The 24,583-nt window shown below is 55.0% G+C and carries 22 protein-coding genes; 7 read left to right on the forward strand and 15 right to left on the reverse strand.

The features are described from left to right. Positions 1–77 precede the first annotated feature (77 nt). A complete protein-coding gene (locus ACFPOF_RS28315; protein ID WP_378138746.1) occupies positions 78–1,448 on the forward strand; it encodes an arsenic transporter in 1,371 nt (456 codons plus the stop codon). A 118-nt stretch (positions 1,449–1,566) separates the two neighbouring features. Here the strand turns inward: ACFPOF_RS28315 and ACFPOF_RS28320 are convergent, their stop codons facing one another. From ACFPOF_RS28320 to ACFPOF_RS28330, 3 genes are all read right to left on the reverse strand, one after another. Beyond that, a complete protein-coding gene (locus ACFPOF_RS28320) occupies positions 1,567–1,911 on the reverse strand; it encodes a DUF805 domain-containing protein (protein WP_378138747.1) in 345 nt (114 codons plus the stop codon). Positions 1,912–2,076: 165 nt separating this feature from the next. After that, positions 2,077–2,292, reverse strand: a complete 216-nt coding sequence (locus ACFPOF_RS28325; protein WP_378138748.1) for a YwbE family protein — start codon at positions 2,290–2,292, stop codon at positions 2,077–2,079. A gap of 92 nt (positions 2,293–2,384) precedes the next feature. Beyond that, the gene (locus ACFPOF_RS28330; protein ID WP_378138749.1) at positions 2,385–3,569 is read right to left on the reverse strand and encodes a YhgE/Pip domain-containing protein; all 1,185 of its coding nucleotides are present in this window, start codon (positions 3,567–3,569) and stop codon (positions 2,385–2,387) included. 175 nt (positions 3,570–3,744) lie between these two features. Here ACFPOF_RS28330 and ACFPOF_RS28335 point away from each other — a divergent pair, with 175 nt between their 5' ends. Continuing rightward, the gene (locus ACFPOF_RS28335) at positions 3,745–4,368 is read left to right on the forward strand and encodes a TetR/AcrR family transcriptional regulator (protein ID WP_378138750.1); all 624 of its coding nucleotides are present in this window, start codon (positions 3,745–3,747) and stop codon (positions 4,366–4,368) included. Positions 4,369–4,545: 177 nt separating this feature from the next. Here the strand turns inward: ACFPOF_RS28335 and ACFPOF_RS28340 are convergent, their stop codons facing one another. Then, on the reverse strand, positions 4,546–6,528 hold the full coding sequence (locus ACFPOF_RS28340; protein ID WP_378138751.1) for a DEAD/DEAH box helicase: 1,983 nt from the start codon (positions 6,526–6,528) through the stop codon (positions 4,546–4,548). Between the two features lie 257 nt (positions 6,529–6,785). Between ACFPOF_RS28340 and ACFPOF_RS28345 the strand changes: the two genes are divergently transcribed. Next, positions 6,786–7,469: a hypothetical protein gene (locus tag ACFPOF_RS28345; RefSeq protein WP_378138752.1), complete on the forward strand. Its 684-nt coding sequence runs from the start codon at positions 6,786–6,788 to the stop codon at positions 7,467–7,469. 111 nt (positions 7,470–7,580) lie between these two features. Next, positions 7,581–7,736 carry a DUF1540 domain-containing protein gene (locus ACFPOF_RS28350; RefSeq protein WP_378138753.1) on the forward strand — a complete coding sequence of 52 codons (156 nt, stop codon included), beginning with the start codon at positions 7,581–7,583 and terminating at the stop codon, positions 7,734–7,736. A 131-nt stretch (positions 7,737–7,867) separates the two neighbouring features. On the opposite strand, the gene ACFPOF_RS28355 is transcribed toward ACFPOF_RS28350, so the two are convergent. The 5 genes from ACFPOF_RS28355 to ACFPOF_RS28375 all read right to left on the reverse strand — a co-directional run bounded on the left by ACFPOF_RS28355 (position 7,868) and on the right by ACFPOF_RS28375 (position 13,427). Further along, entirely contained in the window at positions 7,868–9,400 is a 1,533-nt protein-coding gene (locus ACFPOF_RS28355; protein WP_378138754.1) for a gluconokinase, read from the reverse strand. Positions 9,401–9,473: 73 nt separating this feature from the next. After that, positions 9,474–10,547, reverse strand: a complete 1,074-nt coding sequence (locus ACFPOF_RS28360) for an ABC transporter substrate-binding protein (RefSeq protein ID WP_378138755.1) — start codon at positions 10,545–10,547, stop codon at positions 9,474–9,476. Next, the gene (locus ACFPOF_RS28365) at positions 10,544–11,365 is read right to left on the reverse strand and encodes an ABC transporter permease (RefSeq protein ID WP_378138756.1); all 822 of its coding nucleotides are present in this window, start codon (positions 11,363–11,365) and stop codon (positions 10,544–10,546) included. Before ACFPOF_RS28365 ends, ACFPOF_RS28360 begins: the two co-directional genes overlap by 4 nt. Further along, the gene (locus ACFPOF_RS28370; protein ID WP_378138757.1) at positions 11,362–12,168 is read right to left on the reverse strand and encodes an ABC transporter permease; all 807 of its coding nucleotides are present in this window, start codon (positions 12,166–12,168) and stop codon (positions 11,362–11,364) included. Before ACFPOF_RS28370 ends, ACFPOF_RS28365 begins: the two co-directional genes overlap by 4 nt. Continuing rightward, positions 12,165–13,427, reverse strand: coding sequence for an ABC transporter ATP-binding protein (locus ACFPOF_RS28375; RefSeq protein WP_378138827.1), 1,263 nt, complete (start codon positions 13,425–13,427; stop codon positions 12,165–12,167). The genes ACFPOF_RS28370 and ACFPOF_RS28375 overlap by 4 nt, the downstream gene beginning before the upstream one ends. Before the next feature lie 617 nt (positions 13,428–14,044). Between ACFPOF_RS28375 and ACFPOF_RS28380 the strand changes: the two genes are divergently transcribed. Then, a complete protein-coding gene (locus ACFPOF_RS28380; protein ID WP_378138758.1) occupies positions 14,045–14,971 on the forward strand; it encodes a transposase in 927 nt (308 codons plus the stop codon). 214 nt (positions 14,972–15,185) lie between these two features. Here the strand turns inward: ACFPOF_RS28380 and ACFPOF_RS28385 are convergent, their stop codons facing one another. From ACFPOF_RS28385 to ACFPOF_RS28395, 3 genes are all read right to left on the reverse strand, one after another. After that, positions 15,186–15,704, reverse strand: a complete 519-nt coding sequence (locus ACFPOF_RS28385; protein WP_378138759.1) for a PfkB family carbohydrate kinase — start codon at positions 15,702–15,704, stop codon at positions 15,186–15,188. A 192-nt stretch (positions 15,705–15,896) separates the two neighbouring features. Then, the gene (locus tag ACFPOF_RS28390) at positions 15,897–17,951 is read right to left on the reverse strand and encodes an ABC transporter ATP-binding protein (RefSeq protein WP_378138760.1); all 2,055 of its coding nucleotides are present in this window, start codon (positions 17,949–17,951) and stop codon (positions 15,897–15,899) included. Positions 17,952–17,999: 48 nt separating this feature from the next. Continuing rightward, positions 18,000–19,751 (reverse strand): ABC transporter ATP-binding protein, encoded by a 1,752-nt coding sequence (locus ACFPOF_RS28395; RefSeq protein WP_378138761.1) that lies wholly within the window; start codon positions 19,749–19,751, stop codon positions 18,000–18,002. Between the two features lie 455 nt (positions 19,752–20,206). On the opposite strand from ACFPOF_RS28395, the gene ACFPOF_RS28400 reads away from it, so the two are divergent. Then, positions 20,207–21,661 (forward strand): hypothetical protein, encoded by a 1,455-nt coding sequence (locus tag ACFPOF_RS28400; protein WP_378138762.1) that lies wholly within the window; start codon positions 20,207–20,209, stop codon positions 21,659–21,661. Between the two features lie 56 nt (positions 21,662–21,717). Here ACFPOF_RS28400 and ACFPOF_RS28405 read toward each other — a convergent pair whose 3' ends face one another. Next, positions 21,718–21,885, reverse strand: a complete 168-nt coding sequence (locus ACFPOF_RS28405) for a CxxH/CxxC protein (protein ID WP_120978053.1) — start codon at positions 21,883–21,885, stop codon at positions 21,718–21,720. Positions 21,886–21,920: 35 nt separating this feature from the next. After that, complete coding sequence (locus ACFPOF_RS28410; RefSeq protein ID WP_378138763.1) at positions 21,921–23,336, reverse strand: S1C family serine protease; 1,416 nt, start codon at positions 23,334–23,336, stop codon at positions 21,921–21,923. Between the two features lie 180 nt (positions 23,337–23,516). Here ACFPOF_RS28410 and ACFPOF_RS28415 point away from each other — a divergent pair, with 180 nt between their 5' ends. After that, complete coding sequence (locus tag ACFPOF_RS28415; protein WP_378138764.1) at positions 23,517–23,717, forward strand: hypothetical protein; 201 nt, start codon at positions 23,517–23,519, stop codon at positions 23,715–23,717. Positions 23,718–23,732: 15 nt separating this feature from the next. On the opposite strand, the gene ACFPOF_RS28420 is transcribed toward ACFPOF_RS28415, so the two are convergent. Further along, positions 23,733–24,551 carry an MBL fold metallo-hydrolase gene (locus ACFPOF_RS28420; RefSeq protein WP_378138765.1) on the reverse strand — a complete coding sequence of 273 codons (819 nt, stop codon included), beginning with the start codon at positions 24,549–24,551 and terminating at the stop codon, positions 23,733–23,735. Positions 24,552–24,583 lie beyond the last annotated feature (32 nt).

Below are 24,583 nucleotides of genomic sequence, written 5' to 3' on the forward strand. Positions count from 1 at the left end.
CGTTATGCAGCTAAAGGGGGACAAACCTCGGCTTGTCCGCCCGACTAGAGAGACAAACAAGAGATGAGGGAAGCGACATGCACGACATCATGATTTACACGACGATTGCCGCTTTTATATGTACGTTGGCTTTTATATTCTGGCGACCGCAAGTGAACGAAGCGTATCCTGCTACTATCGGGGCGATCATCGTTCTGCTAAGCGGCAGTGTTACACTTGGAGACCTCGGCATCATCACGGAGACGATCGGTGGCGCAGCCGTTACGATTATGGCGACGATCGTGATGGCGATCGTGCTCGAGAGCTTCGGTTTCTTCCACTGGGCGGCCGATCTGCTGATGGCGAGAGCCCGTGGATCGGGTATCCGCCTGTACTGGTACACGAATCTGCTTTGCTTCCTGATGACGCTCTTCGTTAACAACGACGGAAGCATCCTGATTACGACGCCGATTCTGCTTATGCTGCTCAGCCGTTTCCGATTGAAAAATCATCAGAAGATTCCTTACCTTCTATCCGGAGCACTTATCGCAACGGCGTCCAGCGCACCGATCGGGGTCAGCAACATCGTGAATCTAATCGCTTTGAAAATCGTCCACATGGACCTCTACATGCACACGGCGATGATGTTCGTTCCCGCTACGCTTGGGCTTGTCCTGCTGTCGTTGCTATTGTTCGCCAACTTCTACCACTTGCTGCCGCGCAAGTTGCCGACGCTTCTGCCCGCGCAATGGCATTTTACGCCCGACGGAATGAAGCATCCCTTGCAAGGATCTAGCCCCGACACAGCAACGGATCGAATCGCTCAAGCTAACACCAGCAACCGGTTCATGCGTAACATTTTGATTTTCGTCCTAGCGGTCAGGATCAGTCTCTTCGTCGCTTCGTATGTGCATTTTCCGGTATGGTTGATGGCAGTCATCGGCTCGCTCGCCTTACTGGCCTGGCGTTGGTACTACTTGCGCATCTCTCCGAGAGATATGCTCCGCAAAACGCCATGGTACATTATCATCTTCGCCTTCTCGATGTACGTCATCGTCTACGGTTTGAGGAACATCGGATTGACAGAGTGGCTCGTCCATTTCTTGCAACCGATCGTGAACGGCGGTCTGCTGCACGCAAGCATCGGAATGGGCTTCCTGATCTCGCTTCTCTCGAACATTTTTAACAACCACCCCGCGCTTATGGTCGGAACGCTTACGCTAACGAACCTGAACCTTGACCCGCTGACGCTAAAAATCTCCTATCTGGCCAGCGTCATCGGCAGCGACATGGGATCCCTGCTTCTACCGATCGGCACACTCGCAACACTAATGTGGATGCACATCGTTCGCCAAGGCAAGATCAAGATCAGTTGGGCCGACTATATGAAAGTCACGTTCCGAGTCATCCCGATCAGCGCTCTCGCAACATTAATCATTCTGTCCTATTGGGTAAGCTGGATTTTCTGAAAATAAAGAACGACCTCCGCGAAGGAAGGCCGTAATTGAGGTATGCGTGATGCACACAACCAATATATGTACGCGGCTTCGGTCGAGTTTGTGCGTTCGTACCCGAGTTCGTAATCGACTACGTCGCTTTGGGGTTCGGCCCGTACGCATTATCTTCAACGCTGTCGGTACAGTAGAAAATCAGCAAAATAATCGCGCCGACAATCGGCACCAGACCGATCAATTGCCACCAACCGCTTCTGCCGATGTCGTGCAGCCTGCGGGCGCCGACGGCCAAAGACGGCACAATAATCGCCAGCGAATACAAGGTCGATAGCCACGTTCCGACGCCGAACAACCCCTCGACGATACCGAACACGATCGAGATGATCACGTTAACCAGAACGAACATCCAGTACTCTTTGCGCGTGGCCCTTCCTTCGAACACGGCGTAATTCTTCAGAACTTTAACATACCATTCCATGAGACGCAGCCTCCTTGAAAAATGGATTCTCTGCATGTATACGGACTTCGGCGCAACTCTTGCACTTTTTTCTCCGCGCGTCCCTTCGCAAAGTAAAAAAAGCCGCTCCCGGCCAATCTGCCCGGTAAGCGGCTTTTCTGATGGATGGTAAAGCGATGAAGCGCCTTATTCGCCGGCCGAGCCTCCGATAATGGTTTTGACCCTGCCCACTTGACCGTCTTGTAACCTCACTTTAATGCCATGCGGATGCTGCGGCGAGTTCGTAAGCAAATCCTTCACAATCCCCCGCGTCGTCTTGCCCGTCCGCTGATCCTGTTTCAATACAATATCGACTTCAAGCCCCGGCTTGACATCGGCGCGAATCCGTCCGTTTCCTGCCATGCTGCCTTCCCACTCCCGTCTGACCGAATGCCCCTATCGTACCATAATCGCCGCATGCGCCCAAACCCGAACCCGGAAGGCGGTACGCCAGCCTACGCGTTCGCGCTCGCAGCCGCTGTTACTGCTCCGGGGATTCTCGCTTTCTTGAAACCCGAAGCAACGAGCAGGACAAGAAACGCACCAGCAATTGACCAAAGCACCGTCGCATTCGAACCAACTGAATTCAGACCGCCGAAGTACATCACCTCGCGAAGTCCGACAGCCACGAACTTGAGCGGCGTCCACGAATAGATCCAATTGCGGGAAACCGATGACAAGAACTCAGGCGCCATGTTGAGCAGCGGCATCGAGAAAAACATTAGCAGAACAAGAATCGCCATCGCCGGAATACCGATCCAGTTCAGTAGCGCGGATTGCAGCATGTAGAACGCCGCACCCGCAAGCCATAGGAACAACCACGTATCCGTCGCCTGCGACAGCTCCATGCCGTACCAAGACGAGGCCATCCAGACGAGGAAGCCGGACGCGACACCTGTAATTACGATGCCGACAACCGGCTGCACCGCGATAGCGGACAATCTGCTCGCCCCGCCTTTCATCGCGCTCCCGCCTGCCAGGAACAGAATCATCGCCGTAACAAGGCTGCCCATCCACATGATCTGCGTCAACAAGCCCGGCGCATTGCCGGTCGCATTGTTCGCGCCCACTGCGTGAACCGTCTCTTCCTGCACGTGAATCGGCGAGAGCAGCGCTTGCGCGGCAGAGATCGGAACCTGATCAGCCTGCTTACCCATCTGTTCAAGCAGCGAATTCGCCATCTCCGCATTGACCATGCTCATCGCTTGCCCGAGCACTTGTTTGACGACGGTTGCCGCTTGGGTGTTCGAACCTTCGCTTGCGATGATGTTTACGGCGGGCGGTTTCGGCTCCGGCCCCATTAACGACGCGACACCCGAACTGAGTTCGGTCGGCACGATCAATGCGCCATAGAACTCGCGATCGTCGATCCCTGCGCGAGCTTCCTTCTCCGAACCGACAATCGTCCAAGAGATCGGCATCGCCTTGTTGGCCGTCAGCTTCGTCTTCATCATCTCGCCGACGGCAAGCGAACCGCCGTTCGGCAAGTTGGCCGGCTGATCGAGCACGACAAGCGCCACAGGCACATCTTTCGGTTTCGTACCGAGCACCGACCCCATCATCGCAGCGCCGAATACGACGAGCACAGCCAGGACAATGACCGTCCCGAGCCACGTTATTTTTTGTTTGAGAATCGCCATGATTTCCACCTGCTCCTCTTTCAACTTGGTCAACATATTGTTGATTAATGACCATGGTGTTAATTATAATGAGGAGAGTTGAAAGCACAATAATCACTTTCAGGCGCGATGTTCGTTACTCATCACTGTCGTCAACATTGTTCATTAACCGGATAAAAAGGAGCGAATTCTCGCCATGGCCGACAAGCTCGATCGCCGACAAGTCCGCACGAAGCAGCTTCTTTATGAGGCGCTCATGAGCTTAATTGAAGAACGCGGCTCCGACAACATCACCGTGACGGACATCGCGAACCGCGCGAACGTTAATCGCGGCACCTTCTATTTGCACTATCGAGACGTCGACGACATGCTTCAGCAACTGAAGGACGATGTATTCGAGCATGTTAGAGCCTACGTAGAACAGCTGAACATCATGGAAGCGATCTCCTACGCGGACAGGGAGGACGTCTACCCGCCCAGCGTCAAAATATTCGAGGCGTTCGCCGAACATGCCGACTTCCTACGCGTCATGTGTGGACCGAATGGAGATAGCTCCTACCTTTCGCGGTTTCGGGATCTTATGGCTTCTCGCATTAAAGAGATGCTCAAGTCCATCACCGAAGACCAATATCGACTCCCTCCGGATTATCTTATCGCGTATATGTCGTCGGCTAACTTAGGCGTTCTCCTGCACTGGCTCCAGATGGGCATGAACCAGACGCCGACCCAGATGGCGAAGCTTATGGCGCGGGTGATCAACTATGGGCCGCTCGTATCGCTTGGCATCAAGAAGCCTCTCGCTGCGGGGACGCAAAAGTGAAAACAGGGGTCGTACGCACCTCTTCAGTCCTTCGGATGCAGAGTAGCTGAGCAGAAGGATCTGCGCTCCCTCGCTTCTTTCTGACGTTAACTGAGCGAAGGGGATATTGGCACAAGGAACGAAAAAAGACTTCAAGCGCTTCCGAGAGGAAGTACATGAAGTCTTTTTCCATTTGCGTTATCTGCCGCGAGAGCCGCCACGTCCGCCGCTTCTGCCGCCGCCGGAACCGGATGGGCCGCCTTTGAAGCTGCCGCTGCGCGAGCCGGATGTTGGACGGCCGCCGCCGAAGCTGTTGCCGCCGCGAGACGGCGACTGGCCGCGTCCGCCTTTGCCACCGCTGGCACTTGCACCAGCGCCTGCGGAACGCCCGCTGCCGAACCCGCTGCTGGCTGCCGCCCCTGCGGAACGTCCGCCGCCAAAGCCGCTGCCGCCGCGCGAATCCGGCTTGCGATCGCGGTCGAACCGTCCGCCTTCCGCTCCGCGTCCGGCTGCAAGCCGCTCCGCCGAATTCCGGCGGTTCGGCCCACTGCTCGCCTTCGCGCCATAGCCGCCCGCGCCGCCGCCGGAACGATTCGCCTTCGCCGCTTCCCGGCTCTGCCACTGCTCGATCAGCTCGCCCGCACGCGCTTCGCGCTTGCTCGCCGAAACTGCCGGCTTCCCGGCGCCATACGCCGCCGAAGCCGAAGCCGAACCGCCGCCGCGCCGCTTGTCACCAGCGCCGCCGCTGCGAACACCGCTCGCTCCCGCGCCGCCATACGCCGCCCGCTCGCCGCGACCTTCCGCCGCGCCGCCGAACCCGCCGCGGCCTCTACCGCCCGCCGGGCCCGCAGACCGCGGGCCGGCACCTGCGCTCGCTCCGCCGTATGCTTTGCTCGCTTTACCCGCGCCGCCTCGGCGCGCACCCGCCGCCGACGCTCCGCTGGATGCGCGCGCGCCCGAGCGTCCGCCTCCGGCGGAACCGCTTCTCGCGCGCTGAACTGGGCCGCCCGGGCGGCCCAATCCGCCGCTGCTGCGCGGACCTTCCAAGCCTCCGCCGCCAAGGGAGGCTCCGTCTTCGCTTCTACGCTCCATCGCCATCTGGATGCCGTTCTCGATGTCCGCGAATTCCCGGCGATCCTTCGGCGCGATCAGCGTAATCGCCAGACCTTTCTCGCCTGCGCGTCCCGTCCGTCCGATCCGGTGAATATAGCTCTCCACGTCCAGCGGCACGTCGTAGTTAAACACGTGCGTCACGCCTTCCACGTCGAGTCCCCGCGCGGCTACGTCCGTCGCCACGAGCAGTTGCAGCTTCGCGTCGCGGAACCGCTTCATGACCTGTTCCCGCTTCATTTGCGACAAGTCGCCATGGAGCTCGTCCGACGAATAGCCCATCTCCTGCAACGCCACATTCAACGTATTCGCCCGCCGCTTCGTCCGGCAGAAAATAATGCTCAAATAAGGCTGAGTCTCTTCCAGTAGCCGCACAAGCGTGTCCTGCTTCGCGCGATCCGACGTCTCGACGACCCATTGGCGAATGTCCTTGACCGTCACGCGCTCCGCCTTCACCGTAATATGCTGCGGATTGCGTAGAATGCGCCCCGCCATCTCGCGAATCGAAGGCGGCATCGTCGCCGAGAACAGCATCGATTGCTTTTTATACGGCGTCTGCCGGAGAATTTCCTCCACTTCCTTCAGGAAGCCCATATGAAGCATCTGATCGGCCTCGTCCAGCACGAGCATTTTCACGCCGCCAAGCGTAATCGTCTCGCGCCGCAAGTGATCGAGCAGCCGGCCAGGCGTTGCCACGATAATGTGCATGTTGCCCTTCAGCTTGTGCAGCTGCGCTTCCACGTCTTGCCCGCCGTACACTGCCAGCACCTTGATGCCGTCTTCCGGCGTCAGCAGCTTCTTGATCTCGCCCGTAATCTGAATCGCAAGCTCCCGCGTCGGCGTCAAAATCAACCCTTGAACAAACGGCGCATCCGGCCGAATCTTATCCAGCATCGGCAGCACGAATGCGAGCGTCTTGCCTGTCCCCGTCTGCGCCTGGCTGATCACGTCATGCCCTTCTCGTACGATCGGAATCGTCTCCGCCTGCACCGGCGTCGGCGTCACGATTCCATCCGCTTTCAGAATCGCGACTCTTCCTTCCGATATGCCCAATCCCGCAAAATCCGTCATCGTATCCACTCCACTCATTTTAGGCTACCCAAACCAAACAAACTCGGCAGCACCGTCACTCGTCACAACGATCCAATCCATCCGATTCCTTTAGCCATTACTCTCTATCCTACCACATTCCGCCGCTTCGCATGTAATATAAACCGTCCAGACCGCCCGCTCGGAAAACGTTGCATCGTTGGTAACCATTTCAAAGGAAAATTTTATTAAACGTAGAATTAAATTAAGGCATCGAAATAAGTAAACGAGGGATTCTTATGTCAGTGGCGGACAAGCCGAAAATTCCGAGCGCGATCATTATCATCACCGTAATTTTCTTTTTTCCAATCGGTTTCCTATTGTTGATCTTGCGCTTCCTTCTTCACTCTAATGTTAATCATCATCGGGCGAAAGACTACCGTCTTGTGGGTCATTCCCTTCTGGTGCTTACGCTCCTCCTGATCCTCTTACTCGTGGTGACGAATTATGACAAAACAAGCATGTCCAGTCTGTCTACGTCTGTTATCGTTACGGCGATTATATTCGGCATACCCATTACAGCGTTCTATATTCTCGGCGGGAGCAGAGCGAGCAAGATGAGAACGCTCTATGGTCGGTATCGTCATCTCGTGACCGAGCAAAGGATCGACTCCATTGCTCGCATCGCCGAACTAACGGGAGAGAGCGAACGGAACGTACGCCAGGATTTGAGCTACCTGATCGCCATAGGCGACTTGCCAGCGTCCATGTATGAAGGCAGTGCATACTTGACGATCTTAAGACCGAGCCCCCCCTTTCAAGACGACCGATTCGCAAGGGAGCAAGTCGCTGCCGCTCAAGAGGCGGCAACGGCTCCGGATCAAGCGATCACGTGCGAGGGCTGCGGTGCGACTTCCCGTATCGTTCCGGGTGTTCGCCGACAATGTCAGTATTGCGGTAAAGATTTGTTCATTCAAGCTTAACGACCGCCACGCGCCAAAAACCCGCCTGCCCGATTTTAACGGGACGGTGGGTAGGCACACGTATAAAGCCGCCGCCTTCGACCATCCTAGTGACAGGAGGTGAGAAATGCGATGGCTAAAGACGTGCTGTGCGAGGTAAACTCCTGCAAGTACTGGGCGCCCGGGAACGCCTGCAACGCTTCTTCGATCTACGTCGTGAACAACCGCAACAAGCAAGCTTCCCATTCGGAAGAGACGGATTGCAAAACATTCGAACCTAAGATGTAACGTACCCCCAAGCCGGTCCGGCATGATCGGCGAGCAGAGCGAGAGGCATCCGCATTCGCGGGTGCTTCTTTGTTATTTTCGCTTCCTCATGTATTGTAACCAACATTGAGAATAATTATCACTTCACATTCCTACTCCCGCTCCGCATACTTCCGCTGGAACCGCGCCACTGCGGAGAACGAGCCGGCAAGCTGCCCACGCAGCTCCTCGTGAATCTCAAGCAGCTCGCGATAACGCTCCGCATGGTGCGCGTTCGGCTCCAGCCGCTCGGCGATCGGTATCCACGCCTTGATCTCGCGCCAATTCCCAAGCTCGCCGAGCCCTTGCATCGCCAGCGCTGCAGATGCGAGGGCGGAAGCTTCGGTTACTTCCGACACCTGAACTTCCATACCCAGGACGTCGGCCAGCATCTGCTTCCAAAGCGGCGATCTGGCGAATCCGCCGGACGCGCGAACTTCTTTTGTCTCGCCGGCCAGATCGCGAAGCGCTCCCGCGACCGAAGCAAGCGCCAGCATGACGCCCTCCAGTCCCGCTCTTGCGAAGTGCTCCCGCTTGTGCCCCAAGTGAGCGCCGAAGTAAGTGCCTCGTGCTTCTGACGTATAGATGGGAGCCCGCTCCCCGGTCAAATATGGCAGGAACAACAAGCCATCCGCGCCTGCTGCCACACGAGACGCCGCTTCTAGCACGTCTTCCGTTTGGCTTTCCGCCCCAAAGAACGCCTCACGCATCCATTGCAGCGCAATGCCGCCGTTATTCGTTGCGCCTCCAATAATATAGGCAGTATCCGCAACATGGTAACAAAACGTTCGCTGCCTCTCATCGGTCAACGGTCGATCTGTCATCATCCGGACCGTCGCGCTCGTCCCGATCGTCACCGCCATCTCGCCCGGACCGATCGCGCCGACGCCCATGTTCGCAAGCGCGCCGTCGCTACCGCCAAGGAAAAAAGGCGTGTCGACCGGCAAACCCATTCGGTCGGCCAGCCCCACATCCATCCCTTGCAGCCGGTATGTTGCCGACTGCACGGCCGATAATTGCTCGCTCGAGATGCCTGCGATGCGCAGCGCCTCCTCGTCCCAAGCGAGCCGATCCAGCTCCATTAGTCCAGTCGCCGTAGCGATTGCATGGTCGACGACCCATTCACCGAACAAGCGGAAAACGACGTATTCCTTAATCGATACGAACTTCGCCGACGCAGACCAGACATCCGGTCGATGCTCCCTTAGCCAGATCAGCTTCGGCAACGGAGACATCGGGTGGATCGGCGTCCCCGTCCGACGATAGATACCGTGTCCTTCCGGCGTCGCTCGAAGCCGACGCGCCTCTTCTTCACTGCGCCCGTCCGCCCACGTGATGCTTCTTGTTAACGGGCGGCCGCCCGCATCCACCGCAATTAACGCATGCATCGCCGAACCCATGCCGACGCCCGCCACTTTTTCCGCGCCTACATCGCTCGCCGCAAGTGCTCCTCGTACGCTGTCCACCACCGCGTCCACGATCGTCTCGGGGTCTTGTTCCGCCCAATCCAGACGATCTCGCAACAACGGATATTCCACTGAATAACTGCCCAGTTGATCGCCGCCCGGGCCGAAAACAACGCTTTTCGTGCTTGTCGTGCCGATATCTATACCCATGAAAGCCTGTTGCGCTTGTGCTTGTGTCATTCGACCGCCGCCCCCTTATCCCCTGCAGTTATCTCCGATTGCCGATTGCCGATTTCCTCTAATCGTCTTCTCTTTACTTACGGTGCATTTTGAATTCCAGGAACAGCTCGTTGTAGTGGGAGAGCATTTTTTTGCCGAGATTTTTGTACACTTCCAGTTTGTTCGTCAGTTCCGCCCTCGGGTAAAATCGCTCGTCACCGGAGATCTCTTCCGGCAGCAGCTTGAGCGCTTCCGCATTCGGCGTCGCGTAGCCGACGTATTCGGCATTCTGTGCCGCATGTTCGGGATCGAGCATGAAGTTGATGAAGGCGTGGGCGCCTTCGATGTTCTTCGCCGTCTTCGGAATGACGATATTGTCGAACCACAGGTTCGAGCCCTCTTCCGGGATGACGTAGTCAAGCTTGTCATTCTCGTCCATAATTTCCGATGCGTCCCCCGACCAGACGACGCCGACCGCCGCCTCTTCTTCCGCAAGCAACATCTTGATCTCGTCGCCGACGATCGCTTTGATGTTCGGCGTCAAGTCGCCTAACTTACGCTTGGCGGCTTGGAGATGATCTTCGTTCGTATCGTTAAGGGAATACCCGAGACTGTTCAAGCCGAAGCCGATCACTTCGCGAGCGCCATCCACCAGCAAAATGTTATTGCGCAGATCGGGGCTCCATAAGTCGTTCCAGCTTTTGAACGTGCGACCCCCGAGCAGATCGGGATTGTAAATAATGCCGACCGTTCCCCAGAAATACGGGATGGAGTACACGTTGCCCGGATCGAAAGGCAAATCCATGAAGTTCGGATCGATGTTTTTGAGGTTCGGAATTTTCGTATGATCGATCGGCAGCAGCAGCCCTTCGCCCTTCATCTTGTCGATAGCATACTCGGAAGGAATGCTGATGTCGAACGTCGTGCCTCCCTGCTCAATCTTCGTCATCATCGCCTCGTTCGAATCGAACGTTTGATAGATGACTTTCAGCCCGGACTCCTTCTCGAACTCCTTAATCAGCTCGGGATCGATATAGTCGCCCCAGTTATAGATCGTCAGTGTATCCGAGCCGGAATAACCCTCCGACGAATTGAGGTACGACGTCAAATACATGAGCCCGCCTGCAATGATGAACACAGCGACGAACAAACGCACGAGTTGTTTCATGGCTGCGAAACCCCCCAGTTCGGACGGCTCGCTTCTTTATCGCCTTTGCCTTTGCGGGTAATAAAATAATAGCCGACGACGAGTATGACCGTGAATAGGAAAATCAGCGTCGAAAGCGCGTTAATCGAAGGCGAGATGCCTTGCCGCGCGCGGGAATAAATTTCGACCGACAGCGTCGTGTAGCCATTGCCCGTAACGAAAAACGTCACCGCGAAGTCGTCAAGCGAATACGTCAGCGCCATGAAGAAACCTGCGAAGATGCCCGGCTTGATGAACGGAAGCACAACTTTGCTGATGACGCCCCAGCCGCTCGCTCCGAGGTCGCGGGCAGCATCGATCAGCGTCGGGCTCATCTCTTGAAGCTTCGGCAACACCATCAGCACAACGATCGGCACGCTGAACGCAATGTGCGACAGCAGCACAGAAGTGAAGCCAAGCTTAATGCCGAGCATCGTGAAGAAAATGAGAAACGATGCGCCGATAATGACGTCGGGGCTGACGATTAGCACGTTGTTCATTGCAAGCAGCGCATTCTTCGGCTTGTTACGATGAACTCGATCGATTGCAATCGCGCCGACGACACCGATGATCGTTGAGAGTGCCGAAGACAGAAGCGCGATGACGACCGTGTTCAACACGATGATCAATAGCCTCGTATCATGGAACACCTCGTCGTACCACTCAAGCGTGAACCCTTCGAAGCCGTGCATCGTGCCCGCGCTGTTGAAAGAGTAATACATCAGATACAGAATAGGTGCATACAGCACCAGGAAGACGAAAGCCAAATACAACTGCGGGAGTTTCCTTTTTCTACTCATCGAATCGTGTTCCTCGCTCCCCGATTGCCTGTCGCAATCATCATGATCGCCATAACGATGATCAGCAGCACCGCGATCGCCGAGCCCATGCCCCAATCCTGCGTCACGAGGAAATGCTGCTCGATCGCCGTGCCAAGCGTAATGACGCGGTTGCCCGCGATCAGACGAGTAATCATAAACAGCGATAACGCCGGGATGAACACCGCCTGACAGCCCGCTTTCACGCCGCCAAGCGTAAGCGGGAATACGACACGCCGGAACGTCATCCATGGAGAAGCGCCAAGGTCGCGCGAAGCGTAGATGAGCGACGGATTCATTTCCTCCAGCGAATTAAAGATCGGCAAAATCATAAATGGGATAAAAATGTACACAGACACGAACACGAAGCTGAAGTCAGTAAACAGAATTTGCCGCGTACCGATGCCAATCGCTTCGAGGAAGGCATTTACAAACCCATACGTGCCGAATAAACCGATGAAGGCGTACGTCTTCAGCAGCAAGTTAATCCAGCTCGGGACGATGATGAGCAGCAGCCATAGCTGCTTATGCTTCGTCTTTGTCAACAAGTACGCCGCCGGATAAGCGACAAGCAGAGAGAACAGCGTGATGAGAAAAGCGTACCAGAACGAGTTGAGCGTCATTTTCAAATAAATCGGAGTCAGGAACTTCTGGAAGTTATCGAACGTAAAATGCCCTTCCACATCGAAGAACGAATCGTATACGATCAGAACAATCGGCGTCGCGACGAACAGCAGCATCCACGCAAGATACGGGATAAGGTACAAGTTGCGCGACTTCGTCATGAGCGGCCGCCTTCGCTCGATTCGCCCGGTTTAGTGAAATTCGTTTTCGGGCTGCTCGTGTTCAGGCTATCTGGCCTGTTTGGGCTGTTCTGCTTATTCAGCCTGTTCGCCTCATCGGCACCCGCAACCTGCGCTTGTTCGTCGTTGTCTTTGTCGTCCTGTTCCCCGTACGATTCCAGCCGAGCGTCGAATTCCGCCTCCGTCTCGCCGAAACGCATGACGTGGATCGCTTCCGGATCGAAGCGTAGGCCGACGATTTCACCGACAGTCGCTTTGCGCGTGGAGTGAACGAGCCATTCGTTGCCCGCTTCGTCATATCCGCTGATCTCGTAGTGGACGCCGCGGAACAATTGACTGTCGACTTTGATTTGCAGATTGCCTTGTTCCGGCGTCGTTAGCTCCAGATCTTCAGGCCGAATCATAATTTCCACCGGCTCGTTCGGCGAGAACCCTTGGTCGACGCATTCGAACTTCTTGCCCGCGAACTCTGCAAGGAAATCTTCAATCATGCGGCCCGGCACGATGTTGGACTCGCCGATGAAGTCGGCGACGAACCGGTTGATCGGCTCGTCATAGATGTCGGTCGGCGTGCCGCTTTGCTGGATCTCCCCTTCGTTCAGGACGAAGATTTCATCCGACATGGCGAGCGCTTCTTCCTGGTCGTGCGTAACGAAAATAAATGTGATGCCCAGCCTGCGCTGCAGCTCGCGAAGCTCGTACTGCATCTCTGTGCGAAGCTTCAAGTCAAGCGCCGACAAAGGCTCGTCCAGCAGCAGAATCTCCGGTTCGTTGACAATTGCCCGGGCAATTGCGACGCGCTGCCGCTGACCGCCAGACATTTCGCTGATCTCGCGGTTCTCATAGCCGCTCAAGTTCACAAAACGAAGCGCCTCCTTCACCTTCTCGGCGATGTCGGCGTTTTTCATCTTCTTGATTCTGAGGCCGAATGCAATGTTCTCAAACACGTTCAAATGCGGGAACAAAGCGTAGTCCTGAAACACCGTGTTCACCTGACGCTTGTCCGGCGGAACGTTGTTGATCAGCTTCCCGTTAAAATAAATCCGGCCCTCCGACGGCTCGGCGAAACCCGCGATCAAACGAAGAATCGTCGTCTTCCCGCAGCCTGAAGGCCCGAGGAGCGTGTAGAACTTGCCTCTCTCGATCTCGAAGCTTACCTGCTTCAGCACCGTTGTATCGTTATCGTACCGTTTCGTCACTTGTTCGAACCGAATGATGGTATTGTCTTTATGGTCCGCCATCTGTGCTAGTTTCCTCATTCCCGGGCTCCGTTCGCCCCAGTTCTCGTTGCGTCCATTATACCGAATGTCGAGAAATGTATAAATGCGCGATTTAGCCATAGTCTTTTCGCCCCGGTGCCGAAGCCGTAATCGCGGTCGATCGCCCCCGCCCCCATCTTTTTCCGTTAGCGTCGCCTTCTCCCTTCAATTTATGCGTGTAGCTGAGATGCCCTGGGTTCCACAGTAGCTTAAAACGCTCAACGCTCTCACGGATGCCATCCTTTTAGTTAACTCCTCCCGAATCGTCAGGTCCGGCATCCCCCATCCCATTTCTGCAACCGGCTGCGCGAAAAGGTACCTTTATCCCTTCCGATCAGGAGGAGGTCAGAGGAGATTGGGAACTGCAGTTTAACTTCCTTACCTCTTCCCCGTAATATGTACCATTATCCCTTCTGATCAGGAGCGATAAGGTTCGCTATGACCACTAGAACCACTAGAATTGATTAGGAGGTTCACCCTATTCCACTCTGAAAAACAAGCTCGGGAAAATGAAATTTTTACCGCAAAACACTTGTGATGAGAACGTATGTTTGGTAAAATATTAATAGGAACAAACGTTCTGTTTCGGGAGGGTGTTCATGTTTCCGGATCAACTAACCTTTGAAGCGTTCTGCCAACAGTTCAACTCCGAACAAGCTTGCGTCGAGATGCTGTTCAAGACCAGATGGCCAGACGGCTTCCGTTGCCCGACTTGTAGTCATCCTCATTTTTATTTGATCCAAACACGCAGACTCCCGCTCTACGAATGCTGCTCCTGCCGCCATCAAGCATCTGTCATCGCCGGCACGATTATGGAAGGAAGCTCGACTCCTTTGCCGAGCTGGTTTCAAGCGATCTTCCTGATTTCCCAGCCTTCCGGCATCAGTTCCTCACGCCTATCCAATATCATTCAGGTCACCTATAAAACCGCATGGCTCATCGCAAGAAAAATACGCCACGCCATGCAGCATGCCGATGAAGGAGACCCCCTCACGGGTATCGTGCGGGTAGACCCTATATTTTATGGCTATGCTTACTATAGCGATGCCCGGCAGCCTCTTTTGATCGGGAGTTCTCTCGATCAGCATGACCGGCCTCAGCATGTCAAAATCAAACAACCTGATCCCAAGCATGTGAATACCGAGTCGAGGTGGATTGAAACTCCCGGCGTCCAAGCTTTCATAAAACACCATACTGACGGAGAGGCCGTGACTGTTTTTACGCGCGGCAAACTCCACCCTGCTTCTAACCCAATCATGAGGAATGTGACCCAGTGGCTGAACGATACGTTTCACGGCATCGGCGCCAAACATTTACAAGCTTATTTAGACGAGTTTTGCTTCCGGTTAAACTTAAAACTCCGTAATGTCCCCGTCTTAAGTCAACTGCTTCATTGGTGCTCAGCGACACCAGCTTTAACTTACAAGGATCTAACTCGCAGCAAACCGGTTCTCGCCGTTCCTTGGGTGGTCTGGGGAAGTAAAGCGAAGTGGAAAGGTCGATATCTCAGTCTATGGAACGCCTGATGCGCGGGACGCTTCCTTCTTCAAGCAGCTGAGAACCCGTTACATCCTAAATTGGCTTTTCTACAAGCATTTCTCCTGAGCCGAGGGGATAATGGTACGAATTTTTTCGAGGCTACAATCCCTACATTCAGGGTGGTCCGGTTCCGCCAGCCAACATGAGTATTCCGCCTGTTCCGGAAATTGCGCTTTCAAGCGCACAAAAAAGAAAATCCCGTTAATCCCTTCGGACCATACAGGACTGTCTACCTTTTCGCTTATAGAGATTAAGCAAAACCTTCTTCCCGTACGTCTTGGCCTTACGAGCGGCATACAACACCGTTTCTATAGGAATCTCTAGTTGAAGCATCAGGATATCGATCTCTTGGAAACTATGGCAAGCGTCTATGAGGGCGGGCTTTAACGCATCATTCGCGCCCCTGACCACCACGATTGAATTATCGTCATTGGCCACATGAATGGATGCTACACCGCTAGCCATGTCATGTATCTCCCGAACGCCGGAAACATCGACTCCCTCTGCAACTAGGCCCTCGAGCAACTTCGCGCCGAAGGAATCATCTCCGACAGCTCCAATTAGTGAAACATCAGCACCAAGTCTCGCACAAGCAACTGCCTGATTAGCTCCTTTACCGCCAGGAAGATAGGACACTCTTCGTCTGGAAACCGTCTCTCCGGTAACCGGATAACGATCCATTTCCACAACGATGTCCATATTTATACTGCCAATTACCACCTAGCTAATTGAGCAAGTTGGTGGATAGCCATTACGATGATCAATCTTCCGTGGAGTTGGGTTAAGCCGGAAGAGCAGACGGAGCGGACGGGCTAGCCCTCAGTACCCTGCGAGCGCTAAGAAGCAAAAAGGCCCCCGAGCCCATTCGGGCGCAAGGGTCCTCTAAAACAACTTCGGTTACACTTGTTCAGCTTACGCCACCACTTCTGTACCGCCAAGCTGTAACTGGTACATCGCGAAGTATTTGCCGCCATGCGCCATCAGTTCTTCGTGCGTGCCGCGCTCCGTGATCCGGCCGCGATCAAGCACGAGAATGAGGTCGGCTGCACGGATGGTCGACAACCGGTGAGCGATAACGAACGTCGTCCGTCCCCGCTTTAGCACGTCAAGCGCGTTCTGGATAATCGCTTCCGTCTCCGTGTCGATGCTGGCCGTCGCTTCGTCCAGAATCAGAATCGCCGGATCGAACGCCAGCGCTCGCGCGAACGAGATCAACTGCCGTTGCCCTGCGGACAACGTGCTGCCTTTCTCGATGACCGGCTCGTCGAGGCCTCCCGGCAATTGCATGAACATGTCGTACGCGCCGACGTCGCGAAGCGCCTTCTCGACTTTGTCTCGCGTAATCGAAGGGTCGTCGAGGCTGACGTTGGACGCGATCGTTCCGGTGAACAGGAACGGATCTTGCAGCACGATGCCCATATGCTCGCGCAGTTCCTGCTTCGATAAGTCCCGAACGTTCACTCCATCCACCGTAATACGACCCCGTTCCACGTCATAGAACCGGAACAGCAAGTTTAATATCGAGCTTTTGCCGGAGCCGGTATGCCCCACGAGCGCGACCGTCTCGCCTTGGCGAGCTTGGAACGAGATGTTCTTCAGCACGTCCTCGTCTGCCTTATAAGCAAAGCTGACGTCTTCGAACGCAACATCCCCTCTGTAACGCTCGATCCGCTTCTCCGACACTTCGATGCCCGGCTCGTCGAGCAAGGTGAACACCCGCTCCGCCGACACCCGTGCGACTTCAAGGTTGGACAGCTGATTAACGATACCGACGACTGGCTGCATCATCCGGTTCATGTAATCGATGAATGCATACAGAACGCCGACTGTCACCGCCGTGCCGAGCCAGTCGCCCGCGAACATCCAGATGACGCCGATGAACAGAAAGTTACGGAACACGTTCACCAGATTGTGTGAAGTGATCGCGTTCAGCGTCAGCATTTTGTTCTGATATTTGTAGTATTCGTCGTTCATCTCGTTGAACTCTTGCATCGCCGCTTCTTCTTTGCGGAACGCCTGAATGATCGGCATGCCTTGGATCGATTCGTTGATCATCGCATTGATGTCGCTTAGTCGCGTCCGAATGACACGATTGTACTTCGCCGCGAATTTCCGATAGACAACGACCCATACGTACAGAATCGGAATAAAAGGAAGTGCGATTAACGCAAGATTCACATCCAGGAAGAAGACAGCGCCGATGATCGCCGCGATATAGATAATGCCCGTAAAAAAGTTCGCGAGAACGGATACGTACAGCTCTCGAATCGCCTCAGTGTCGTTCGTAACCCTGGCGACGATCTTGCCCGCAGGGAGTTTATCGAAGTACTGCACCGGCAGCCGCTGAATATGTTTGAATACGTCATTGCGCATCTTGCGCACGATGCGGTTCGCGGACACTTGGAGCAATAACCGCTGCCAATAAGTAAATACCGCGCCGATGAGCAGCAAGACGATATAACCCATCGCCAGCAGTATGATGCTGCGGAACTCCGGCTTATAGAACGCGTACGTCTCGTTTCGTGTCAGCCGAACCGCCGGGAACGTCGCTTTTCTGCCATCCTTCTGTTCGATGACGACTTTACCGTCCGTGAAAGTGCGTGAGCCGCCGTTCGGAACCCCCGTCGCATCTACGAAGTAATAGCCCCGTTTTGCTTGCAGAATGCGCACTTCACGGCCTTTCGTCTCGTTCGCCGACAAGTGGTCTTCCCTTTTGTACAACGCGCCGAGGTAAGACACCGCGTATCGGTCGTCCTGCTTCGTCTCGTACCACGATTTCTCGATGCCCATAATGTTCGTGTCGATCATCCGCTTCGCTATGAACGGACCGACAAGTTCGACGCCGACGGCAAGAATCAGCATCGACAGGGCAAGAAGAATCGGTTTCTTGAATTGCAGCGCGTATTGGAACAGTCTCTTGCCGTTCCCTTTACCGCCTATATTTATTTCATCGTACATGTCGTTCATAAATGGATGTCACCTTCTTTTCTTCTATGACTCTCTTGCTTCGAAACATTATTCTTCTACAACAGAGACGAGCTGCTGCCTGTCGTATTGTTCCTTGTACCAGCCGTTCAGTTCCAACAACTGCTCGTGTGTGCCTTCTTCCGAGATGCGGCCTTCGTCCAGCACGACGATCCAATCTGCGTGCTGTACCGCCGACAGACGATGTGTCGTAATGATCGTCGTCTTGCCCGCTCGCTCGGTGCGGATGCCTTCGAGAATTTCCGTCTCCGTCTTCGCGTCTACCGCGGACAAGGCATCGTCTAGCATCAAAATTTCCGGATCTGCGATTACCGCCCGCGCGATGCTGACACGCTGCTTCTGACCGCCGGACAAGGCAACGCCTTTCTCGCCGACAAGCGTCTCGAGCCCGTCAGGCAGGAATGCGACGTCCTTGCGGAACGAAGCGAGTTCGAGCGCACGGTTCAGCCGCTCTTCGTCTCCGGCCTTCTCCATCGTGCCGAACCAGATGTTCTCGCGAATCGTTTTGCTGAACAGAATCGGTTGCTGAGGCACATAGCCGATCCATCCGCGCAATTGATCAAGCTTCAGTTCATCGATGGAGGCGCCGCCGACGGTCAGTATACCTTTGCCCTTCGGATATTCGCGAAGCAATTGCTTAAGCAGCGTTGTTTTGCCCGCGCCTGTTCTGCCGACGATGCCTAACGTCTGACCACGGCGCAGCTTCACCGTAATATCGACGAGATTATCGATCGTGGACGAAGGGTACCGGAATGTCAGACGATCGAAGACGATCGCATTGGGAACGGAGACCTCCATGGGAGATTCCGATTCCGTCACTTCCGCCTTCATTCCAAGCGTCTCGTTGATCCGGTCGAGCGAAGCGTTACCGCGCTGCATAATGTTGATCAGTTCTCCGATCGCGAACATCGGCCAGATCAACATCCCGAGGAACATATTAAACGACACCATCTCGCCGAGGGTAATCTCTTCGCGGAATACGAGTATGGCGCCATAACAAAGACCGATTAAGTAACTCATGCCGACGAGCACTTTCACCGTCGGTTCGAACACCGCGTCAATACGGGCGACTTTAATATTCTTCTCGAACACGTCGTCCGCCGACTCTTTGAATCTTTTGCGGTCGGCTTCTTCCTGTACGAACGCCCGGATCACGCGAACGCCGGACACCGACTCGAGCACCTGGTCGTTCAAGCTGCCGAATGCGTCCTGCGAGCTGGTGAACCTCTCGTGGATCTTCTTGCCGAAGTGCTGCATAAGAAGCGCCATAATCGGCAACGGGAGCAGCGCGGCAAGCGTCAGCTTCCAGCTGATGAAACCGGCCATCACGACGAGAATTGTCAGCATGAATAGCGTGGAATCGATCAGCGTCAGAATGCCGAAGCCCGCGGTAACCGATACCGCCCCGAGGTCGTTCGTCGCGCGCGCCATCAGGTCGCCCGTCCGATTGCGCTCGTAGAACGTCGGGTTCATTTTCAGCAAGTGGCGCATCAGACGAGAACGGACGAACCGCTCCAATACGAACGAAGCGCCGAACAATCGATTAAACCAGATTAACGTGATGCCGTAGCTGGCGATCGTGAGAACGATCCAGAACAGCAGCAGCTCCAGCAGCCGCGACTTGGTCAGCGTATTCTGCTGAATGCCGTCCACCGCGAACCCGATCAGCTTGGGCGGGATAATATCGACGACGCCGACCAGCGTAAGAAGGAGGACAGCCACAAGGTATCGTTTCCAGTGCATCCGGAAAAACCAGCTTAGTTTCTTCAAAACCGTAAACATAGGGATCATTTCACACCTTTCGTAATGAGAACAAAAAAGGCATACCGCCGTAAGCGATACGCCTTCGCAGAGGACGAAGACCATCCTCCCGCACCGGTGCCGCTTCCGCCAAGCAAGGCCGTAACAGCTTCCGATGCGATAAAAAAGGCGCACGATTACGTCACCGTAACCATGCGCCTCGCCACACTGTGCCGGAGATTACCGGAATCTCCAGAAGTTAGCGACTGTTCGCGAGAGGGTTACGTACGACATGAACGACAATTGCGGGAACCCCCGTATGAGGCATATTCCCAAAGAAACGACCGCCATTTCCGTTATTCATGTCCGTAACCCCCCTTTCCGTTCATCAAAGTATATTTGCAACTTTACCATCGCCCCCCAAAAGCTGTCAACGGGGGATGCAAAACTTTTTTCTCTCCGGGGCACAATGGAAATATCGGAAAGAGGTGTTCGGAATGCGCACCGTAGTTGGCGAGGATCCTGATCTGGATAAAGCGATTTTCCAGTTCATATACCCGTTCTCACTGGAAAGGAACTGCCAGGAGCGGCTGAGAGAAACGCTGCTGCAGGAAGGGTTCGCATCGTTCCGGCTGGGAGAGTTGGCGTTCGAGACATGTTTCTACGGACCCGGGCACAGAGTATCTCACAGAGAGCTTGAGCGATACTACTTGCCTTTCGCTTGTCAGGTGCTGTTTCCGGGCGACAACGACCCTGGAAGTTTCCGCCGACTGTCACGCTCGTCCGGCGACCGTGCCATATTGCGGGTAGGTGCCGCGGACGGCGGGCTCGGCGTACCGTTCTCCGTTCACTCCATCGATGTTGTTCTCTGCCCGTTCGATACCGGCTTCCTCACAATTCGCACGGAAATCGACGCTGCGCAGTCCATCACTTTCGGGCAGGCATTGGAGTTCGGGGATCGCATGCGGCACTTTCAGGACCGTGAGGAGAACGCCGCAGACCATCGATCGATCATTGAACATGACGGCCAGACGTATCGCGAAATCGAACATTACGTCTTCGGGGTGCTCGTGCCATCTTTGCTTCCCTTCCTAGACCGCTCATCCATGCAGGATACGCCTTTTGAGAAGCTGCCGTTTTTCATGGATGAGCGGCTTTTCGTCATCGGGTTCTGCTCTTTCCCCGGCGACACCGACTTGACGCTGCCTCAACGTTATCGGGCGGGGCGTCTGGACGGCTTGGACGCGCACGGACGCCCCCGCATCGGGGCCAGTCACTTGCCATACATGGAACGTTACGCGGAACATTTCGAATACGCCCGCTGGGCGCCGGACACGTATTACATTACCGACGAGACGTGTTTCGTCTGCCTGACGCGCGTAGCTCCGGACAAAGCACTGTTACTGGCCGATCAGATGTACGGGGAGTATTATTACGGATTGCTGCTAAACCTGTTTCACCGGATCGTCCTGCTTAAGCTATCGATCGCCTACTCCAAAGTGCAGCTCGAACGCAAACCCGAGCGCACGGAAGAGCTCATCCGCGACATCACCTGCTTCTCCGCCAAATATTATTTCGCCGAGATCGTCGCCCAGACGGAAGGACGGGAAATTTTCCACCAATTGCGCAATGTCTACGGTAACGACAAGCTGTTCGACGACGTCAAAATAACGCTGAGCGACTTGTACAAATATCAAGAGACTCGCACGTCCAAGCAAGCCGGTTACTTGCTTACCATCCTGACAATCTACACCGTCGTCAGCGGCATATTCGGCATGAACCTCGTCATTGAAGACTTAGACGGCGGTTACAACTGGGGGTTCCTGAAGGGTTATTCCCTGTTCCAGTGGGTTGCGCTCTCCATCGCTTTCTCCGGCCTTGCCGTCGCCGTGCTTCTCATCGTCGGCGTGCTTTGGAAATGGGGGAGAGATTTCGTTCGCAGGCGGCAGTGAGTCCGCTGGCAACAAACAAAAAGCCCTCCCGGCCGGGAAGGCTTTTTGTTTCCGCGTCAGACGACCAGAATCTCGACTTTGTTGCCGCACCATTCGCAGTGCTCGGGCGGATGCCAAGCCGAGAACGTCGTCGTCTGAAGGTTAACCAAATCGGGTGCATCCTCGTATTCGTCCACGAATTTATCGATCGCGAGCTCAACGTGCTCGCGGCATACACAGTACATACATCCGTTCCCTTCCGTTCGGACTGACGTCGCCGTTATTTTTCGCCTTCTGCACCGGTCTCTTCGTCATCCGATTGCTGCGGTTTCTCTTGGAGCTTCACGTTCAGCGTCGCTTTATCACCTTTGCGGTAGTAGGTTACCTTCAACGATTCCCCGATTTTTTTGTCGTTATACAAATATTTGCGAAGCGCCAGCGTGCTGTCAATCGGTTTATCGTCGAGCTGAACAATGATGTCGCCGGCTACTAATCCCGCGTCCATCGCGGGGCCGACCGCCTCGAGCACAATAACGCCATCGTAGACGCCGTCCGGCACGACAGGCTCCGCTGCCGCCGCGCTACCGTCATCCGCGGAAGGTTCTTTACCGTCCTCCTCCGACGATCCGGCATCGTCATCCGACACGTCGGTCTGTGCCTCAAGGTACGTTTGAAGATCCAGCGTAAAGATTCCCATGTATGCTCTGGAAATCTTGCCTTTGGCAAGCAACTCCTTCAGTATCGGCATCGCGTTGTCGATCGGAATCGCGAAGCCGATGCCTTCGACACCCATGTCCGCGACCTTCATGCTGTTGATGCCGATCAATTTTCCGTTCAAGTCGACAAGCGCTCCGCCGCTGTTACCCGCATTGATCGCCGCGTCGATCTGAATCACTTCTTGCTCCCAATCGTAGTTGCCGTCTTGATTCATCGATACCGGGATGATTCGTTTCTTGTTCGAGACGATACCTTGCGTCAGCGAATCGCCGAACCCGAGCGGATTGCCGATAGCGATGACCATCTCACCATCGCGGATTTTCTCGGAATCACCCAACTCTACGACTGCTTCGATGTCTTTGTCATCGACTTCGAGCACCGCGAGATCAGTCACGACGTCCATGCCGACGATCTTCGCTTCCTTCTTCTTCCCGCTCACGAGCACCGCTTGCACTCGAGCCGCGTCCTGTACGACGTGAGCGTTCGTAATAATATAGGCTTTGCCGCCCTTTTTCTGAAAAATAACGCCGGAACCCATACTCGACGCGTACGGGATTTCCCCGCCGTCCAGTTCCTTATCCGAGTCTTGCAGATCTAGCGCCGCGTTCGTCATATTAATAACGCTGACAACGGCGGGCCTCACCTTCTCAGCGGCGGAAATGATTCTTTCAGAAGTTTCTACGAGGGATTGCCCTCCGGTCAGAGCTGGCTTCGCCGAACGCCCCGTTGCTCCCCCTCCGCCCATGAGCGTGAACAGCAGTGCGACGATGACCGCACTTGCCGCCGAAGAGATGAGCGCAACTCGCAGCGTAGAGCCTTGTCCGGACGATCGAAACCGGGAGCCGCCCGTCTCCTTGGAACGCTTGCTCACACGCGTGGAATAGAAATCATCGTCGAACAAACCCATCGTCTTGCACCTTCCTTCCAATCGGAACCGCCACTGGAGATCGCGATCCGATCGTCCTTTTGCTCCGCGCATGTTCCTTCTCTATCAGCTTTTCTATTTCGTATGCTTCTATACTTGATATCGGAAAATAATAGGAATGAGATCAAGAGTTTTGACTAGAATAATAGTAGGATGATCTCATTTTACCCTTTCTCCTTGATCTCGCAAGTGATTTTCTCACCTATTCCCTTGTTAAAGAAAGGAAGGATTCCGATGCGTACGACGGATTACGGCTGGCAGTTCCTCGACCTTGCGTCGCAGATGTCCGACATGAAGCACGAGCAGTACCGGCAATTGCTCGCGATCAGCACCCTCATTGAGCTTCTCGTTGACAAAGGGTTGCTCACGCCAGAAGAAATACGGGTCAAAGCTGCACAGATGGAAGCCGAGCTGGACCGCCAGCTCCTGTTGTAACTAAGCCTGTTGCCTTTACAAACTAGCAACCTTCGCTTTCACTTCGTCCCACGGCGTCGGCTTGTCATAGTATGTATCGCATAGGGCGAATTCGTTTCTTTGATAAAAAATGCCGTTGTTCTCCAGCACTTCTCCGATCGTCATTTTGGCGATATCCATCAAGTTGTGCTCCTGGCTCAAGTGGGCCAAATACACTCGGCGCAACGTACCGTCGAGCAGCTTGCACAACGCGTCGCCCGCTGCTTCGTTGGACAAATGCCCCGTGTCGCCCAGAATGCGTCGTTTGGTGTTCCACGGGTAGCGCCCCATGCGGAGCATGTTGACGTCGTGGTTCGATTCCAGCACCAGCACGTCGGATTTCATCAATTGGCGAAGCACCTTGTCGCTCATATACCCGAGATCCGTTGCGACGCCCAGCTTCGCCCCATCCGATTGGAAGCAGTAGCCGACCGGCTCGGCCGCATCATGGGAAATCGCGTACGAATCGATCCGCATGTCGTAAATCTCCACCGTGCTGTCTGTCGGCATGATCCGGATTTGCGCTTCCGGAATGTCCCCGACCGACCGTTTCATCGCATGCCACGTTTTCTCGTTCGCGTAGATCGGCAGATTGTGCTTACGGGCGAACGCTCCAAGCCCTTTAATGTGGTCGGAATGCTCGTGCGTCACGAAGATCGCGTCGAGATCCTGCCCGGAGACATCCCTTTCGCCCATGAGCTCATCTATTTTCTTCGCGCTAAGGCCGACGTCGATGAGCACTGTCGCCGCCCCCGAAGATACGATCGTCGCATTCCCCGTCGATCCGCTGCATAACACCGTAAACCGCAATCCCATGATACAACCGTTCCTCTCCCCGGCGCGTTCCT

The organism is Cohnella soli, from assembly GCF_042655525.1.
Lineage (GTDB): Bacteria > Bacillota > Bacilli > Paenibacillales > Paenibacillaceae > Cohnella > Cohnella soli.

Bases quoted from the DNA above. Each gene is read 5' to 3' on its own strand.
- ACFPOF_RS28340 (WP_378138751.1), bottom strand. From the start codon at position 6,528: ATGACGGATTTTGCGGGATTGGGCATATCGGAAGGAAGAGTCGCGATT.
- ACFPOF_RS28355 (WP_378138754.1), bottom strand. From the start codon at position 9,400: ATGACACAAGCACAAGCGCAACAGGCTTTCATGGGTATAGATATCGGC.
- ACFPOF_RS28320 (WP_378138747.1), bottom strand. From the start codon at position 1,911: ATGGAATGGTATGTTAAAGTTCTGAAGAATTACGCCGTGTTCGAAGGA.
- ACFPOF_RS28315 (WP_378138746.1), top strand. From the start codon at position 78: ATGCACGACATCATGATTTACACGACGATTGCCGCTTTTATATGTACG.
- ACFPOF_RS28380 (WP_378138758.1), top strand. From the start codon at position 14,045: ATGTTTCCGGATCAACTAACCTTTGAAGCGTTCTGCCAACAGTTCAAC.
- ACFPOF_RS28335 (WP_378138750.1), top strand. From the start codon at position 3,745: ATGGCCGACAAGCTCGATCGCCGACAAGTCCGCACGAAGCAGCTTCTT.
- ACFPOF_RS28375 (WP_378138827.1), bottom strand. From the start codon at position 13,427: ATGGCGGACCATAAAGACAATACCATCATTCGGTTCGAACAAGTGACG.
- ACFPOF_RS28350 (WP_378138753.1), top strand. From the start codon at position 7,581: ATGGCTAAAGACGTGCTGTGCGAGGTAAACTCCTGCAAGTACTGGGCG.
- ACFPOF_RS28400 (WP_378138762.1), top strand. From the start codon at position 20,207: ATGCGCACCGTAGTTGGCGAGGATCCTGATCTGGATAAAGCGATTTTC.
- ACFPOF_RS28395 (WP_378138761.1), bottom strand. From the start codon at position 19,751: ATGTTTACGGTTTTGAAGAAACTAAGCTGGTTTTTCCGGATGCACTGG.
- ACFPOF_RS28345 (WP_378138752.1), top strand. From the start codon at position 6,786: ATGTCAGTGGCGGACAAGCCGAAAATTCCGAGCGCGATCATTATCATC.
- ACFPOF_RS28405 (WP_120978053.1), bottom strand. From the start codon at position 21,885: ATGTACTGTGTATGCCGCGAGCACGTTGAGCTCGCGATCGATAAATTC.
- ACFPOF_RS28325 (WP_378138748.1), bottom strand. From the start codon at position 2,292: ATGGCAGGAAACGGACGGATTCGCGCCGATGTCAAGCCGGGGCTTGAA.
- ACFPOF_RS28410 (WP_378138763.1), bottom strand. From the start codon at position 23,336: ATGCGCGGAGCAAAAGGACGATCGGATCGCGATCTCCAGTGGCGGTTC.
- ACFPOF_RS28370 (WP_378138757.1), bottom strand. From the start codon at position 12,168: ATGACGAAGTCGCGCAACTTGTACCTTATCCCGTATCTTGCGTGGATG.
- ACFPOF_RS28390 (WP_378138760.1), bottom strand. From the start codon at position 17,951: ATGAACGACATGTACGATGAAATAAATATAGGCGGTAAAGGGAACGGC.
- ACFPOF_RS28365 (WP_378138756.1), bottom strand. From the start codon at position 11,365: ATGAGTAGAAAAAGGAAACTCCCGCAGTTGTATTTGGCTTTCGTCTTC.
- ACFPOF_RS28415 (WP_378138764.1), top strand. From the start codon at position 23,517: ATGCGTACGACGGATTACGGCTGGCAGTTCCTCGACCTTGCGTCGCAG.
- ACFPOF_RS28330 (WP_378138749.1), bottom strand. From the start codon at position 3,569: ATGGCGATTCTCAAACAAAAAATAACGTGGCTCGGGACGGTCATTGTC.
- ACFPOF_RS28360 (WP_378138755.1), bottom strand. From the start codon at position 10,547: ATGAAACAACTCGTGCGTTTGTTCGTCGCTGTGTTCATCATTGCAGGC.
- ACFPOF_RS28420 (WP_378138765.1), bottom strand. From the start codon at position 24,551: ATGGGATTGCGGTTTACGGTGTTATGCAGCGGATCGACGGGGAATGCG.